Annotated in this window: 13 protein-coding genes and 2 tRNA genes; 4 read left to right on the top strand and 11 right to left on the bottom strand. The window is 68.3% G+C overall.

Annotated elements, in window-relative coordinates:
• Positions 1–50: 50 nt before the first annotated feature.
• The 4 genes from glgC to ACE5C1_RS03540 form a co-directional block, all read right to left on the bottom strand.
• The gene (gene glgC / locus ACE5C1_RS03555; protein WP_374942685.1) at positions 51–1,307 is read right to left on the bottom strand and encodes a glucose-1-phosphate adenylyltransferase; all 1,257 of its coding nucleotides are present in this window, start codon (positions 1,305–1,307) and stop codon (positions 51–53) included.
• Positions 1,308–1,442: 135 nt separating this feature from the next.
• Positions 1,443–3,596: a 1,4-alpha-glucan branching protein GlgB gene (gene glgB / locus ACE5C1_RS03550; RefSeq protein WP_374942684.1), complete on the bottom strand. Its 2,154-nt coding sequence runs from the start codon at positions 3,594–3,596 to the stop codon at positions 1,443–1,445.
• Positions 3,593–6,016: a glycogen/starch/alpha-glucan phosphorylase gene (locus tag ACE5C1_RS03545; RefSeq protein ID WP_374942683.1), complete on the bottom strand. Its 2,424-nt coding sequence runs from the start codon at positions 6,014–6,016 to the stop codon at positions 3,593–3,595. The genes glgB and ACE5C1_RS03545 overlap by 4 nt, the downstream gene beginning before the upstream one ends.
• A gap of 148 nt (positions 6,017–6,164) precedes the next feature.
• Positions 6,165–7,490: an Nramp family divalent metal transporter gene (locus tag ACE5C1_RS03540; RefSeq protein WP_374942682.1), complete on the bottom strand. Its 1,326-nt coding sequence runs from the start codon at positions 7,488–7,490 to the stop codon at positions 6,165–6,167.
• Positions 7,491–7,591: 101 nt separating this feature from the next.
• Here ACE5C1_RS03540 and ACE5C1_RS03535 point away from each other — a divergent pair, with 101 nt between their 5' ends.
• Positions 7,592–7,999, top strand: coding sequence for a DUF2147 domain-containing protein (locus tag ACE5C1_RS03535; protein WP_374942681.1), 408 nt, complete (start codon positions 7,592–7,594; stop codon positions 7,997–7,999).
• A 43-nt stretch (positions 8,000–8,042) separates the two neighbouring features.
• Positions 8,043–8,927, top strand: coding sequence for a restriction endonuclease (locus ACE5C1_RS03530; protein ID WP_374942680.1), 885 nt, complete (start codon positions 8,043–8,045; stop codon positions 8,925–8,927).
• Here the strand turns inward: ACE5C1_RS03530 and ACE5C1_RS03525 are convergent.
• Both ACE5C1_RS03525 and ACE5C1_RS03520 read right to left on the bottom strand, forming a co-directional pair.
• A complete protein-coding gene (locus ACE5C1_RS03525; RefSeq protein WP_374942679.1) occupies positions 8,924–9,676 on the bottom strand; it encodes a TonB family protein in 753 nt (250 codons plus the stop codon). The genes ACE5C1_RS03530 and ACE5C1_RS03525 overlap by 4 nt on opposite strands.
• A gap of 39 nt (positions 9,677–9,715) precedes the next feature.
• A complete protein-coding gene (locus ACE5C1_RS03520; RefSeq protein WP_374942726.1) occupies positions 9,716–10,348 on the bottom strand; it encodes a DNA-3-methyladenine glycosylase family protein in 633 nt (210 codons plus the stop codon).
• Positions 10,349–10,420: 72 nt separating this feature from the next.
• On the opposite strand from ACE5C1_RS03520, the gene ACE5C1_RS03515 reads away from it, so the two are divergent.
• Positions 10,421–10,738: a 2Fe-2S iron-sulfur cluster-binding protein gene (locus ACE5C1_RS03515; protein ID WP_374942678.1), complete on the top strand. Its 318-nt coding sequence runs from the start codon at positions 10,421–10,423 to the stop codon at positions 10,736–10,738.
• Between the two features lie 442 nt (positions 10,739–11,180).
• Here ACE5C1_RS03515 and rlmB read toward each other — a convergent pair whose 3' ends face one another.
• A complete protein-coding gene (rlmB, locus tag ACE5C1_RS03510; RefSeq protein WP_374942677.1) occupies positions 11,181–11,924 on the bottom strand; it encodes a 23S rRNA (guanosine(2251)-2'-O)-methyltransferase RlmB in 744 nt (247 codons plus the stop codon).
• Positions 11,925–11,937: 13 nt separating this feature from the next.
• Positions 11,938–13,542 carry a M20/M25/M40 family metallo-hydrolase gene (locus ACE5C1_RS03505; RefSeq protein ID WP_374942676.1) on the bottom strand — a complete coding sequence of 535 codons (1,605 nt, stop codon included), beginning with the start codon at positions 13,540–13,542 and terminating at the stop codon, positions 11,938–11,940.
• A gap of 138 nt (positions 13,543–13,680) precedes the next feature.
• Here ACE5C1_RS03505 and ACE5C1_RS03500 point away from each other — a divergent pair.
• Positions 13,681–13,766, top strand: a tRNA-Tyr gene (locus ACE5C1_RS03500).
• Positions 13,767–13,805: 39 nt separating this feature from the next.
• Here the strand turns inward: ACE5C1_RS03500 and ACE5C1_RS03495 are convergent.
• The 3 genes from ACE5C1_RS03495 to ACE5C1_RS03485 all read right to left on the bottom strand — a co-directional run bounded on the left by ACE5C1_RS03495 (position 13,806) and on the right by ACE5C1_RS03485 (position 15,923).
• Positions 13,806–14,822, bottom strand: a complete 1,017-nt coding sequence (locus ACE5C1_RS03495) for an LLM class flavin-dependent oxidoreductase (RefSeq protein WP_374942675.1) — start codon at positions 14,820–14,822, stop codon at positions 13,806–13,808.
• Positions 14,822–15,727: a RimK family alpha-L-glutamate ligase gene (locus tag ACE5C1_RS03490; protein WP_374942674.1), complete on the bottom strand. Its 906-nt coding sequence runs from the start codon at positions 15,725–15,727 to the stop codon at positions 14,822–14,824. The genes ACE5C1_RS03495 and ACE5C1_RS03490 overlap by 1 nt, the downstream gene beginning before the upstream one ends.
• Positions 15,728–15,852: 125 nt before the next feature.
• Positions 15,853–15,923 (bottom strand) — tRNA-Gly (locus ACE5C1_RS03485).
• Between the last annotated feature and the right edge of the window lie 57 nt (positions 15,924–15,980).

Raw genomic sequence — 15,980 nt, 5'->3', positions numbered from 1 at the left:
TGCGCCGATGGTCCCCCTCCCCGTGTCGGGGAGGTATAGGTGTCGCCCACTCACAACCGGTCCACCATCGGCTGGGTGATGAGGCACACCCCCTTGTCGGTGCGCCGGAAACGCGTCGCGTCGAGCACCGGGTCATCGCCGACCACCAGCCCGTCGGGGATCACCACGCCGCGGTCGATCACCACTTTGCGCAACCGTGCACCGCGGCCGATATGGCAGTGGGGCAGGACCACCGCTTCGTCGAGCATGGCAAAGCTGTGCGAACGGGTGCCGGTCGACAGCAGGCTGCGGTAGATCGACGAGCCCGAGACGATGCAGTCGCCCGCGACCAGGCTGGCGACCGCCGATCCGCGGCGGCCGTCGATGTCGTGGACGAACTTGGCGGGAGGCGTGATCTCCGCATAGGTCCAGAGCGGCCAGCTGCGGTCGTAGAGGTCGAGTTCGGGGACGACGTCGGTCAGGTCGATGTTGGCTTCCCAATAGGCGTCCACCGTCCCGACGTCGCGCCAGTAAGCGCCGGGCTCCTCCGCGGAGCGCACGCAGGATGCGCCGAAGCGGTGCGCCACCGCCTTGCCGTGCTTGACGAGGTAGGGGATCAAATCCTTGCCGAAATCGCGGTCCGAGCCGGGGGTGTCGACGTCGCGGCGCAGCTCGTCGATCAGCAATTTGGTGTGGAAGACGTAGATGCCGAGCGACGCCAGCGCCACGTCGGGGTTGCCGGGGATCGACGGCGGATCGGCGGGCTTCTCGACGAAATCGACGATGCGGTCGTCCGCATCGACGTGCATGACGCCGAAGCCGGACGCCTCGATACGCGGCACCTCCATGCACGCGACGGTCACGTCGGCTCCGCTCGCGCAATGCTGCTGGAGCATGATCTCGTAGTCCATCTTGTAGATGTGGTCCCCAGCCAGGATGACCATGAACTCGGGCGCATAGCTCTCGATGATGTCGATGTTCTGATAAACCGCGTCGGCGGTGCCTTCGTACCATTGGTGCTCGGACACGCGCTGCGAGGCGGGGAGGATGTCGAAGCTCTCGTTGCGCTCGGGGCGCAGGAAGTTCCAGCCGCGTTGGAGGTGGCGGATCAGGCTGTGCGCCTTGTACTGGGTCGCGACGCCGATGCGGCGGATGCCCGAGTTGAGCGCGTTGGAGAGCGCGAAGTCGATGATCCGGCTCTTGCCGCCGAAATACACCGCGGGCTTGGCGCGGGTGTCGGTCATCTCGTGGAGGCGGCTGCCGCGGCCGCCGGCGAGCACATAGGCCATCGCGTCGCGTGCGAGCGGTTGGCCGCGTTTGTGGTCCATCCTCGTCCTCCTGTCTCTTCTCGTTCTTTCGTCACCCCGGGCTTGACCAGGGGTCCCGCTTCTTCTTGCCCCACAGAAGAAGAAGCGGGACCCCGGCTCAAGGCCGGGGTGACGGTGAGCTTCGGTGCGGCGGTGTCATTCCTCATATTCCAGCATCACCGTCGCCAACGGCGGCAGTGTCACCCACGCCGCGCCGTCCTTCGCGTCAACCCCGCCGAGGTTGCCCAGCCCCGACCCGCGGTATTCGTGCGCGTCGGAGTTCAGGATTTCGGTCCAGCGCCCGTCGCGGGGCAGCGGCACGCGGTAGGGGGCGCGGGCGACCGGGGTCATGTTGCAGATGACCGCGATCGGCGCTTCGCCGGGAGCCTTGCGCAGCCAGGCGAAGACCGAATTGGCGCGGTCGTCGACGATCAGCCATTCGAAGCCTTCGGGCTCGCAATCGCGGGCGTGGAGTGCGGGCTTGCTCGCGTAGAGACGGTTGAGGTCGCGGACGAGGGTACGGACGCCCTCGTGCGGGGTCGACGCGCGCAAATCCCAGTCGAGGGCGCGTTCCTCCGACCATTCGCGGCGCTGCGCGAATTCCTGCCCCATGAACAGCAGTTTCTTGCCGGGATAGCCCCACATCATCGCGTAATAGGCGCGCAGGTTGGCGAATTCCTGCCAGTCGTCGCCCGCCATCTTGGTGAGCAGCGAGCCCTTGCCGTGGACGACCTCGTCGTGGCTCAGCGGCAGGACGAAATTCTCGGACCAGGCGTAGGACAGGCCGAAGGTGATTTCGTCGTGGTGATGGCGGCGGTGGACGGGCTCGCGCGCCATGTATTGGAGCGTGTCGTGCATGAAGCCCATGTTCCATTTGAACCCGAAGCCTAGGCCTCCTTCGTGCGCCGGGCGCGAGACGCCGGGCCAGGAGGTGGATTCCTCGGCGACGGTGAAGACGCCGGGGTGCTCGGCGTAGACCGCCGTGTTCATCGCGCGGAGGAATTCGACCGCTTCCCAATTCTCGCGGCCGCCGTCGGCGTTGGGCAGCCACTCGCCGGGCAGGCGGCTGTAATCGCGGTAGAGCATCGAGGCGACCGCATCGACGCGGATGCCGTCGACATGGAAGCGCTCGGCCCAGAACAGCGCGTTGTTGACCAGGAACGACGCCACCTCGCGCCGCCCGAAATTGTAGATCGCGGTGTTCCAATCGGGGTGGAAGCCGAGGCGCGGGTCTTCGTGTTCGTACAGCGCGGTGCCGTCGAAACGCGCGAGGCCGTAGGCATCGTAGGGAAAGTGCGCCGGGACCCAGTCGATCAGCACGCCGATCCCCGCCCGGTGCGCGCCGTCGACGAAGCGCGCGAAGCCATCGGTGTCGCCGAAGCGGGCCGAAGGGGCATACAGCCCGGTGGTCTGATAGCCCCAGCTCGGGTCGTAGGGGTGCTCGCTGACCGGCAGGAATTCGATGTGGGTGAAGCCCAGGTCGACGACATAGGGGATCAGCCGGTCGGCGAGCGCGTCCCAGGTCAGGAACCAGCCGTTCGCGTCGCGGTCCCAGGAGCCGGCGTGGACCTCGTAGATGCTGACCGGCACGCGACGCGGGTCGACGCCGGCCCAATGCGCGCGGTGATCGGCATCGCCCCAGACGCGGACCGGGGGCGCGGTGGTGATCGAGGCGGTGGCGGGGCGAAGCTCGCTGGCGAAGGCGAAGGGGTCGGCTTTGAGCGGCTGGAGCACGCCGTCGGGGCCGTGGATCGCGAACTTGTATCTGCGGTGCTCGGCGATGTCGGGGACGAAGATTTCCCACACGCCGGTGTCGGCGCGGTGGCGCATGATGTGGCGGCGGTCGTCCCAGTCGTTGAAGTCGCCGACCACCGCGACGCGGCGCGCGTTGGGTGCCCATACGGCGAAGTGGATTCCGGTCGCGCCCTGATGCGCGATAAGGTGCGCGCCCATCTTGTCGTGGAGGCGGAAATGGTTGCCCTGCGCCATCAGCATGTCGTCGACGGGGCCGAGGACGGGGCCGAAGGTGTAGGCGTCGCTCACCCACCATTCCGCGCCGTGACCTCCCGCCTTGTAGCGCAGCGGCTGGGGTGGCGCGGCGATCGGTCCTTCGAACAGGCCGCTGTCGTCGACCCGCGCCAGCGTGCCGAGCGATGCGCCGTCGAGTGCATGCGCCTCGGCCGTCTCCGCGCCGGGGATCCAGACCCTCGCGAATGATCCTTCTTCGGCGGGAAACATGCCGAGCAATGAGAAGGGATCGTCGTGGCGCCCTTCCAGCAGGGCTTCGATCGCGCCACGCGGTGGGGTCATAGGACGCCCCAGATGTCGCGGGCGTATTCGGAGATGGTGCGATCGGACGAGAACCAGCCCATCTTCGCGACGTTGCGGATGGCGGTCGCGTTCCAACCGCGGCGGTCGTGCCAGCGTGCGTCGACATCGCGCTGAGCGGCGGCATAGGCGTCGAAATCGGCGGCGACCATGAACCAGTCGTGCTCGTACAGCCCGTCCATCAGTCCGGCGTAGCGGCCCGGGTCGTCGGGGGAGAAGACGCCGCTGCGGATCGCCTCGACCGCCTGGAACAATTCGGGGGACCCCTCAATCACTTCGCGTGGCGTGTAGCCGTTGGCGCGCTTGGCGGCGACCTCGTCGGCGGTCATGCCGAAGATGACGATGTTCTCACGCCCGACATGGTCGCGGATCTCGACGTTGGCACCGTCGAGCGTGCCGATCGTCAGCGCACCGTTAAGCGCGAACTTCATGTTGCCGGTGCCCGACGCCTCCATCCCCGCGGTGCTGATCTGTTCGGACAGATCGGCGGCGGGAACGATGCGTTCGGCGAGGCTGACGTTGTAATTGGGGACGAACGCGACCTTGAGCAGCGGCCCGACCGACGGATCGGCGTTGACGCGGCGCGCGACGTCGTTGGCGAGCTTTATGATGAGCTTGGCGTTGTGGTAGCTCCCCGCCGCTTTCCCCGCGAACAGCTTCACCCGCGGCGTCCATTCGCGTTCGGGATGGCGGCGGATCTGGTCGTAAAGCGCCACTGTCTCGATGATGTTGAGCAGCTGACGCTTGTATTCGTGGATGCGCTTGATCTGGACGTCGAACAGCGCGTCCGGGTCGATCCGCAGGCCCATGACCTCGCGAAGATGCTGGGCCAGTGCCACCTTGTTCGCGCGCTTGACTGCCGCGAAGCGCTCCCCGAAGCCGTTGTCTTCGGCCAGCGGGAGCAGGTCTTCGAGTCGGTCGGTGTCGTCGAGGAACGCGGGGCCGATCGCGTCGCGGACCAGCCGGGTCAGGCCGGGGTTGCACTCCTGCAGCCAGCGGCGCGGGGTGATGCCGTTGGTCTTGTTGTTGATCCGTGCCGGGAATTGGCGGTGGAGGTCGGCGAAGACGGTCTGCTTCATCAGGTCGGTGTGCAGCGCGGCAACGCCGTTGACGCTGTGCGACCCGACGAACGCCAGATTGGCCATCCGCACGCGGCGCTCGCCGCCCTCGTCGATCAGGCTGATTGCGGCGATCGCGCGGTCGTCGGTGCCTGCCTTGCGCGCCTCGCGGAGCAGGCGCGCGTTGATCTGGTAGACCAGTTGCATGTGGCGCGGGAGCAGGCGTTCGAACAGGGGGAGGGGCCAGCTCTCCAGCGCCTCGGGCAGCAGCGTGTGGTTGGTGTAGCCGAAGGTGGCTTGCGTGATCGCCCACGCTTCGTCGAAGCCAAGGTCGTGGTGATCAATCAGCAACCGCATCAACTCGGCGACCGACACCGCGGGGTGGGTGTCGTTGAGCTGGATCGCGGCCTTGTCCGGCAAGGTGCGGATGTCGCCGAAATACTGAAGGTGGCGCCGCACGATGTCCTGGATCGAGGCCGACGAGAAGAAATACTCCTGCCGCAGCCGCAGCTCCTGGCCTGCGGGGTTCGAATCTGCAGGGTAGAGGACGCGGACCAGCGTCTCGGCCTTCAGCTGTCCGGCGAGCGCGCCCGAATAGTCGCCCGCGTTGAACGCATCGAGCTTGATCGGATCGAACGCGCGCGCGGTCCACAGGCGCAGGGTGTTGACGCGCTTGCCGCGCCAGCCGACGACGGGGGTGTCGACCGCGACCGCCTCGACCGCCTCCGCAGGTTTCCAGTGGACCGCGCCGTCCTCGGTGCCGATCACCTCGCCGCCGAAGCCGATGAAATACGCGCTCTCGCGGCGTTCGAACTCCCAGGGATTGCCGTGGGCGAGCCAGGTCTCGGGCAGCTCGATTTGCCAGCCATCGTCGATCCGCTGGCGGAACATGCCGTTCACGTAGCGGATGCCGTAGCCGTAGGCGGGGAGGTCGAGGCTGGCGAGGCTCTCCATGAAACAGGCCGCGAGCCGTCCCAGGCCGCCGTTGCCGAGCGCGGCATCGGGCTCGATCTCCTCGATCTCCGCGAGGTCGACGCCGAGCGAAGCGAGCGCGGCGGAAACCTCGGGGGTGCGGCCGAGATTGGCGATCGCGTCGCGAAGCAGGCGGCCGATGAGAAATTCGAGGCTGAGGTAATAGACCCGCTTGGCCCCGGCGGCGTGCGCGGCCTTGGTCGAGGCCATCCAGCGGTCGATGATGTCGTCGCGCATCGTCAGGATCGTCGCAGCGAGCCAGTCGTGCGGGCGCGCGGCGGCGGCGTCCTTGCCGATGCGGTGGGCGAGGGTGTCGAGGATGGCATCCGCCAGCGCATTAGGCCTGGCGGCGAGTTGGGCTTGGGCGGTCACGTGGGTTCCGGGTTGTTCAAGCGTGATGGTAGCGCGTGCGCGGGGGATGTCACGCGGGGATAAGTATCTGTCCTGGCCGTTCGTGCTGAGCGAAGTCGAAGCACTTGGGGAAGCGTGCCCTTCGACTTCGCTCAGGGCGAACGGACGGTCAGAGCATGCCCCAGAGCAGCGTCGCGTTCAGCGTCATGATGATGCCCGCGATGCCCCACGCGACCGCCTTCACCCACGCCGGGCTCGCGAAGCGCCCCATGACCGCGGGGTCGCCGGTGAAGCGGACCAGCGGCACCACCGCAAAGGGGAGTTGCAGGCTCAGCACCACCTGGCTGAGCACCAGCAGCCGCATCGCGCCGCCGTCGCCCGCCATGCCGACGACGACCACCGCGGGCACGATCGCCAACAGGCGGGTGACCATGCGGCGCAGCCAGACGGGGAGTTTGAGGTCGAGGAAGCCCTCCATCACGATCTGGCCGGCGAGCGTGCCGGTGACTGTCGAATTCTGTCCGGAGGCGAGCAGGGCGATGCCGAAGGCGATGCTTGCGGCACCCATCCCCAGCATGGGGGCGAGCAGCGTATAGGCCTGGTCGATATCGGCGACGTCGGTACGCCCGGCGACATGGAAGGTAGCAGCCGCGAGGATCAGGATCGCGGCGTTGATGAAGAAGGCTAGGCCCAACGCGACGGTGCCGTCGATCGTTGCCATCTTGATCGCGTTGCGCTTGCCCGCGTCGTCCTGGCGGAAGCGGCGGGTCTGGACGATGGAGGAATGGAGATAGAGGTTGTGCGGCATCACGGTCGCACCGAGGATGCCGATCGCGATGTAGAGTTTCGCCGGGTCGGTGACGATGCCGGGCGTCGGGATCAGTCCGCGCGCGACGCCGCCCCAATCGGGACTCGCCAGCGCCAGCTCGAACGCGAAGCAGCCGGCAATGATGACGAGCAGCGCGACGATGAATGCCTCGAGCTTGCGGAATCCGTAGCGCTGGAGCGCGAGGATCAGGAACACGTCGAGCGCGGTGATGCAGACGCCCCAGACCAGCGGCACCCCGAAGAGCAGCTTGAGCGCGATGGCGGTGCCGAGCACCTCGGCCAGATCGCATGCGACGATCGCGATCTCGCACAGCACCCACAAGGCAAACGAGACGGGACGCGAATAGTGCGCGCGACAGGCCTGCGCGAGGTCCAGCCCGCCGGCAATGCCGAGCCGCGCCGACAATGCCTGGAGGACGATCGCCATCAGGTTCGACAGCAGGATGACCGACAACAACGTGTAGCCGAACGCCGAACCGCCGGCGATGTCGGTCGCCCAATTGCCCGGGTCCATGTAGCCGACCGCGACCAGATAGCCGGGCCCGACGAACGCGAACAGGCGGCGCAGGAATGAGCCGGCGTCGGGCACCGCGACGGAGCGGTGGCTGTCGGCCAGCGAACGGCCGATCGTGGGGGAAGTCAGGGGAGCGTCGAACGGCGGCGTCATCGGGCGCGGTCTTGCCGGATCGCAGGCGCACCGGCAAGCATGCGTCACGCCGGGTTCATCAACCTGTGTCAGTACTGCCGCGCCGTCAGCCGGAGACCCACATGCGATATCTGCCCCTGCTTGCCCTGCTCATGCTCCCCGGCGCAGCGGACGCGGCGATGCCGATCACCGGGCGCTGGCTGACCGAGGACGGCAAGGCGGTGATCGCCATTGCGCCGTGTGGAGGACAGCTGTGCGGCCGCGTCGAACGGGTGCTGAAGGCGCCACCGGGCGCGACCGGGCGCGATTCGAACAACCCCGATGCGGCGCTGCGGTCCCGGCCGATGGTGGGCGTGCCGATCCTGTCGGCCTTCGCCGATGCGGGCGCCGACTGGCGCGGGCGGATCTACAACCCCGAGGACGGCAAGAGCTATAAGTCGATCGTCAGCCGCGAGCGCGACGGGTCGCTGAAGGTGAAGGGATGCATCAGCTTTTTCTGCAAGACGCAGCGGTGGACGCGAGCGGGATAGGCGCAAAGGTTGCCATGCCAGCGCGTGGACGTCAGACAACGGCATGGCCATCACCGATCTTCGCAAGGATGATTTCTACCTAGCGATCCTGCGGCTGCTCGATACACTCGGCGGATCGGCGGCGATCGAGGAGCGGCTCGTCGCCGAGTTCGCCTTCAGCGACGCGGACCTCGCCGCCACGTACGAGAAGAGCGGTTGGCTGATCGTACCCGACAAGCTGAGCTGGTCGCGCAGCTATCTGAAGCTCGCGGGTCTTCTCGCCAATGAGCGCCGCGGCGTGTGGGTGCTGACCGATTCAGGGCGCGAGGCGCTGGCGGGCGGCGAAGCCATGATCCGGCCGCTCGTCGCCGAAGCGATCCGCGCCTATAACCTCCGGCGCAAGGAAGCGTCGATTGCGGCACAGGCGGAGCCCGATCCGCTGCCGGCGCTGCCGACCGCAGCACAGGAGGAAGCGGGGGATACCGGCGACTGGCGCGATGCATTGCTTGCGGCGCTGCGCACGATGGACCCGACCGGGTTCGAGCGATTGTGCCAGCGGCTGCTGCGGGAGAGCGGTTTCGTGAAGGTCGAGGTCACGGGCAAGTCGGGTGACGGCGGTATCGACGGCGTCGGGGTGCTGCGAATGAACCTTATCTCGTTTCAGGTGCTGTTCCAGTGCAAACGGTATGCGGGCTCCGTCTCGTCGCCGACGGTGCGGGACTTCCGTGGTGCGATGCAAGGCCGGGCCGACGAGGGGCTGATCATCACCACCGGCAGCTTCACAGCGGATGCCCGGCGGGAGGCGACCCGCGACGGCGCGCCCGCGATCGACCTGGTCGACGGGGAATTGTTGTGCGAACTGCTCAAGGACAAGGGTTTGGGCGTCAGCGTGCGCGAAATCCTGACCGAGGAGGTCGCGATCGACGGCGCGTTCTTCGCGTCGATCTAGCGGACGGACGATGGGTCGGCCGGCACATGATCCAGCACCCATTCGTTGTCCCGGACGACGTACCCCAGCACCGGCCGGCCGCGTGCATCGCGCCAGGGATCGTAGCGGAAGCGCTGTTCGATCAGGCGACACGTGGTCTCGTCGAGGTCCAGATTGCCGCTGGATTTCGTAATGACGCAGTGGCTCGCGCGGCCGTCCAGCTCGATCAGGTAGCGGACGGACACATTGCCGCTGGCGCCCGCCTCCGCCGCGGCGCGGGGGTAGTCGGAATCCTTGATCCGGCCCCTTTTCCAGCGCGGCGGGGTGTCGAAGCCGTCTCCATCCCCGTCGCCCGACCCGCCGCTGCCCGTGCCGTTGCCGACGCCGCCGCTGCCGGTGCCCGGGCCGGGCCGGTCGGACGCGCCTTGCGACGCCTGGGCGCCGGTGCCTGCGACGGGCGCGGCGATCACCGGCGAGGCGACGGGTGGGGGGACGATCGGCGGCGGCGCGACGATCTCGGTGGCTTGCGAACGCAGGTTGCGCGGGGAGGCTGCGCCTTCGCGGCGGTGGCTGCGGCGGCGCTCGGGGATCGTGCGCGGCGGCGGCGGGGCGGGTGGGGCGACGGTGAACAGCGCCAGCCCGCGGTCGAGCGCGGCGGGCAGGTGGAACGACAGGCCCATGACCAGCGCATAGATCAGCAGCGCCTGCACCGCGCCCGCACCGAGCGCGGCGGCGATGCGGTTGCGCGTGTCGGAGCGGGCGAATGCCATGCTTTCGCTTAAAGCACGCCGGGCATGAACCGCGGGTGGCTAGACCGGCGCGGCGTCGGCGGCGGCGGCGCCGTAATGGTGCCAGGTGAAGATCGCGAGCGCGCCGCGGTGGGGGCGCCAGGCCTCCGCCAGGGCGCGGGTGAGCTTTTCCGATGGCCGTGCGTCGTGGCAGAGGATGCGGCCGAGCTCGATCTGCACCGCGAGGTCGCCCGCGGGCCAGATGTCGGCGCGGCCCTCGGCGAAGAGCAGGTAGATTTCCGCGGACCAGCGGCCGATGCCCTTGACGCGGGTCAGCTGGGCGATGGCTTCCTCGTCGTCTGCGGGCAGGTGGTCGAGGTCGAGGCGTCCGCTGGTGACTTCCTCGGCCAGGCTCTTGGCGTAGCTCGATTTCTGACGCGAGAAGCCGCAAGCGCGCAGGGCCTCGTCGCTGGCGGCGGCGACCGCGTGCGGATCGGTCGCGTCGCCGACCAGCGCCTCGAGCTTGCGCCAGACCGCGTCCGCCGCGTTCACGCTTACCTGCTGGCCGACGATCGTTCGCAGCAGGGTCTGGTAGCCGCGCTCGCGGATGCGCGGGGCGGGGTAGCCCGCATGCGCCAGCGCCGCGGCGAAGGCGGGCTCGGCGGCGGCGAGCGCATCCAGAGAGGTGCGCAATTGCTCGGCGGTCAGGCCCATGATTTCTCGGCCCATGCTTGATCCGCGACGTTACGCGCGGCATGGGCGCGGGGAACCTGGAAGGATTGAGGCATGCCGACACTTATCGTCACGACGCGCGAAGGGGAAGAACGCGAGATCGACGGCGAGGCAGGGCTGTCGGTGATGGAGGTCATCCGCGATGCCGGGATCGACGAGTTGCTGGCGCTGTGCGGTGGCTGCTGCTCGTGCGCGACGTGCCATGTCCATGTCGATCCGGCTTTCGTGGCGCTGCTGCCGGCGATGAGCCCGGACGAGGACGACCTTCTCGATTCGACCGCGGACCGGGACGCGACCTCGCGACTGTCGTGCCAGGTGCCGTTCACGGATGCGCTCGACGGGCTGCGGGTGCGGATCGCGGCGGAGGATTGAGGCGAAGCGCAGGCGCGGTCATGCCCGCGCCGATGCGCGTCAGCGCAGCGCAAGCCCGGACGACGGGTCGGCTCGCCGAACCCGATCGACGGCGGCTTTGCCGACGCCCCCCCCTGCCCATTGAAAGGTCACTCGAAAGTCACATCCTACAGGGTGTCGGTCAGCGCGAGTTGGCGGGCGTTGACACAGGTTGACGCGTAAACGCGGCGGCCATCAGCGATGAGAAAAAGCTGAATCGGCACAGCGGTCGAGTCGCTGACGATCATGACACATGATGCGGTTTGTAGGACAGAAGCGATGCGACCGCTTGCGCACATGGCCGGCCGCATTTCTACGACGCCTCTGAAAGCCGATGCGCTGTGGAGTGTGAAGAAGAAGCGGTACCCGGATCAAGTCCGGGGTGACGACCATGGGCTCCAAACGCGCGAACGCCGTCGTAAAGCTACCGCGCTGCGACCGCATACAGCGCGATCGCCGCGGCATTGGAGACGTTGAGGCTTTCGACCTTGTCCGAGATCGGCAGCCGGGCGAGCTGATCGCAGTGCGTTTCGGTGTTCTGGCGCATGCCTTCGCCCTCGGCACCCAGCACGATGGCGATGCGTTGCTGTCCGATTACCTGCGCGAAGGTCTGTTCCGCGTGGCCGGTCAGGCCGACCCGCCAGAAGCCCGCCTCGGCGATCTCCTCCAGCGCGCGCGCCAGGTTGACGACGCGGACCCAGGGGACGGTCTCCAGTGCGCCCGAAGCGGCGCGCGCGACCGTGCCCGACTCGGGCGGCGCATGGCGGTCCTGCGTCACGATGCCGAGCGCGTCGAAGGCGGCCGCCGAGCGCAGGATCGCGCCGACGTTGTGCGGGTCGGTCACCTGGTCGAGGACGATCAACGGTCGCGTATCGTCGCGGCCGGCGTGGAGCAGGTCGGCCAGCCACATCTCGTCCAGCGGATCGACCTCCGCCACCAAGCCCTGATGCGGCGCATCGGCGGGGACGAGGCGGCCGAGGTCGGTCACTTCGGCGAAGGTCACCGACAGGGTCGGGGGCAGATCGAGCCCGGCCAGCGCCTCTCGCGTACCCCACAATTTGCGCACGGTACGTGAGTCGTTGGCCAGCGCGGCGGTGACCGCGTGGCGGCCCCAGAAGCGCGGGCGGTTGCCGACGCCGGTGCTCGGGCGGTGTCCCTTGCGTGCCATCAGTCCCGCTCCCTCAATCCTCATCCGCCGAATAGGCCAGCGGATCGGTGACGACCGGTCTGGTCGGCAGCGGCCCGCGCGGCAGCGGCTTGTCGGCGTTGGCGGCGCGCAGCAGCACGCCCGCGAGCACGATCGACCCCTGGCGCATGTCGTCGGCGCGCAGGTGATCGTAGGTGTCGATCGAGGTGTGATGGATGCGGCTGTCGTAGTCGAGCGGGTCCTGGATGAACTGGAAGGCGGGCAGGCCGATCGACTGGAGGAATACGTGGTCGGTGCCCGTCGTCCGGCTCGCGACGACGCTGGAGGCGCCCATCGCGTCGAAGGGGGCGAGCCAGTCGCGGAAGATCGGCACGACCGCGGCGTTCCCTTCCGCATACAGGCCGCGCAGCTTGCCCGAGCCGTTGTCGATGTTGAAATAGGCCACCAGCTGCGAATAGCCGGGCTTGGGGGCGATGGGCCAGCGGTTGGGCCAGCCGTAATAGGCGCGGTCGCCGTTCAGCTTCGGCGCGGCCGGGTCGCCGCGGGTGGCGAGGTGCTGGTCGATATAGGCCAGACTGCCGAGCAGGCCCTGCTCCTCGCCCGCCCAGAGCGCGAAGCGGATCGTGCGTTTGGGGCGGACGCCGGTGGCGGCGAGGATGCGCGCGGCCTCCATCACCAGGGCCGAGCCCGCGGCTTTGGCGGCGGCGCCGTCGCCCGCGACCCAACTGTCGAGGTGCGCGCCGGCCATGACGTAGCCGGCTTTCGGGTCGGTGCCAGGAATGTCGGCGACGATGTTGTAGGCGTTGATGTCGCTGTCGTCGAAGCGGACGTCGCTGGCGATCTCAAGCGTGGGCGCGGGGCCGATCCTGGCCAGGCGCGCAAGGCGACGGTAGTCCTCGGCGGCGATCTCGACGCCGGGAACCTGCGGGTCGTCGCGCTTTTCGAACAGATAGCCTTCGCCGTGGACCAGCTTGCCGTCGCCGCGCGAGCGGGTGGCATAGGCGACCGCGCCTTCGGCCTTCAGGAACGCGTCGAGCGCCTTGGGGAAGCCGACTCGCCTGAGGCGCCGCGCTTGTGCCTCGGGGTCGTTGCGCGGTTGGTCGAAGGTGTCGAGCTTGGCGATGTCGGCGTCCGAGAGGCGCTGGAACGGCGCTTCGCCGGGCTCGTCGCCGGTGCCGGGGAGCGAGATCATGACGATCTTGCCTTTCAATTGCCCGCGCCACTTGTCGAAATCGCGCTCGCGGCGGATCGGCGCGACGATGACGGGGGCGCTGACCTGTGCGGCCGGGGTCCAGGCGATCGGAATCGCGGTGAGCTGGATCGCGCGGGGGGTGACCATGCGGACGCTGGAGCGCTCGATGGACCAGCCGCGACCGAAGGGAAAGCCCTCCTTGTGGACGTTCCTGAGGCCCCATTCGGCGAATTTGGCGGCGGTGAACGCCTCGGCGCGGCGCATCGCGGGGGAATTGGTCATCCGTGGGCCGATGACGTCGGTCAGCTGCTGAACGGTCGACATCACCTGGCTGTGATTGGTGCCCTCGTCGACGATGCGTGCGGTCTGCGCGTCGCGGTCCTGCGCGGCCAAGCTCGTGGGGGCGGGCGTCGTTAGCATGGCAGCGGCGAGGAGTAGGCGGCGCATCGGCAATCCCGTTTTGGTGATGCGGCCTGCTAGGCGTTGCGGGCCCCGGTCCGCAACCCCCCGAGCTGTGCCTCGACCTGCGCCGTTGACAGGGGGTCCGGCGTTCGGCATTGGGCCCGCCTGCTAACGCAAGCCCCTGGACAGGTGGCCGAGTGGTTAAAGGCAGCAGACTGTAAATCTGCCCGTGCAAGCGTACGATGGTTCGAATCCATCCCTGTCCACCACCTTGCGGCTTTTGCGGCTTCGGCCCGGACGTCCGGGTGTCAGGCGGTCCCCATGACCTGGACCGCGAAGCGTTCCATTTCCTCTGCCTGCGGGCTCATCTGCAGCAGCAGCAGGTCGAGCCCGGCGGCTTCATATTCCGCCACGCGCTCCTTGAGCTGCTCGGGCGTGCCGACCAGATTGGGGCGAAGGCCACGATTGGATACCGAATATTCCTGCACTTTCAGTTCGCGTTCGAGCTGCGTGCCCGAGAGCCACTGGTCGAAATTGGCGTAGCCCGCCGGGAGTTCGGCGACGGTGGTGATGCGGTCGAGCTCGCGCTTCGCCTCGGCCTCGCTGTCGCGGACGATCGCGTAGGCGGCCATGCCATATTGCATCGGCGCCCCGCCTGCCGCGTCACGACGCGCGGCCATGTCGGCGATCTTGGGGGCGATCGCGGCGGCAGGGTCGCCGTGCATGACATAGGCGTCGCAGTGCGCGGCGATCATCGCCTTGGCCTTCTCGCTCTCGCCGCCCGCGTAGACGGTCGGCCGCTTGGCGGGCTTGGGCGCGCAGATCGCGGCGTCGGTGGTGTAGAACTGACCTGCGAAGGTGAAGCGCTCCTCGGTCCACAGGCCGTCGACGACCGCGAGCCATTCCTCGGTGCGCGCATAGCGATGGTCGTGCTGGTCGAATTGCAGGCCGTATTGCTGCGCTTCGTCGGCCCACCAGGACGAGACGACGTTGAGCGCCAGGCGGCCCCCGGAGATGCGGTCGATGTTCGCCGCCGCCTTGGCGAACAGCGCGGGGTGGTGGAAATTGGGGCGGACCGCGACCATCAGCTCGACACGATCGGTGACGGCGGCGAGCGCGGCGGCGGTGGACCATGCGTCGAGCGCGGGTTGCTCGATGCCCTTGATGTCGTTGAGGTTGAGCTCGGCGATCAGCGTCAGGTCGTAGCCCCAGCGCTCGGCGTTCTGGGTCAGCCGCCTGGTATAGTCCCAGCTCGCCTCCATCCCCTCGTCGGCAACGTTGCGCAGCCATCCGCCGAACACCGGCGTCCAATATCCGTAACGCATCAAAGCCTCTCGATCCGCTCGAGCAGGTAATCCACGAGCCGCTCGTGCGGGTCCCAGCCGAGCACGTCGATCGGCCTGGCGACGAAGTTCGACAGCGCGTTGATGTCGTAGAAGCGCGGCGTGCCGTCGCGATCGTCGATCATCACCTCGACCCCGCCGACGTCGAGATCGACCGCGCGGGCAATCCGCTCGGCGGCGTCGCGCAAGGTCGCGCCCGGACCAACGGCCTGCATGCGGATCGCGGGCGCGCCGGGCGCGGCACAGGCGTCCGCCGGGCACAGGTCGAACGCGCCGCCGCCCGCGACATCGAGTGCGTAGAGGAAGCGACGGTCGAGCGTCTCGATGCGGGTGATCGTGCCGTCTCGCGCGGGCACGAAGTCCTGGACCAGCAGCACGCCGTCGATGCTTCGCGGCAGTGCGCCCTCCGCGATGACGGCGCGCAGCTCGGCGAGGCTGTCGAAGCGGACGATCCCGGCGCCCGATCCGCCGATATTCGCCTTGACCACCAGCGGAAAGCCGATCGCCTGCGCCGCGTCCGGCACGTCCGCGGCGCGGTGAACGACGCGGGTGCGCGGCACCGCCAGACCGAGCCCGGCGATCAGCGAGAGCTGGCGCGCCTTGGACGAATCGATCGCCAGAACCTCGGGCCCGTTGACGATCGCTGCGCCGCCGCGCCGCCAGTGATCGAGCAATGCGATCGAATGGAAGATCGGGTGCTCGCCGCTGCGCAGGAAGCTCGACATCGCGATGCGGTTGAACACCACGCGTGCGGGAGGTGGCGAGCCGGCCGGGTCCCAGGCGCCTTCGGGGCGGATCGCGCAGTAATCGACGCCGCGCCGGTCGAGTGCTGCGAACAGCGGCGCGAACCATTCGGGGTGTTCGTAGAGAATGGCGAGATCGGTCATGGGTGCGCCTTCATGCGTGCGAATACCGAGGGCCGATGCGCTGCGGCAAAGCCGCGTCGACCGTAGCTGCGCTACGCCGGCCGGCCTTGCGCGTCCCGCGCCGCAGGCGCATGCACGCTGCGGCGAGCGGGTGAAGGGAATCGAACCCTCGTCGTAAGCTTGGAAGGCTTCTGCTCTACCATTGAGCTACACCCGCGTGGCGCCCGATGCCGGTGCCACAAGCGGGCGGGGGCGGTCAACCGCCAGATGGTTT

Origin of the sequence: Sphingomonas sp., from assembly GCF_964263785.1 — a bacterium.
Taxonomy (GTDB): domain Bacteria; phylum Pseudomonadota; class Alphaproteobacteria; order Sphingomonadales; family Sphingomonadaceae; genus Sphingomonas.
Note: the sequence above shows the minus strand (reverse complement) of the source record. Positions and strands in the feature narration are given on the sequence as shown.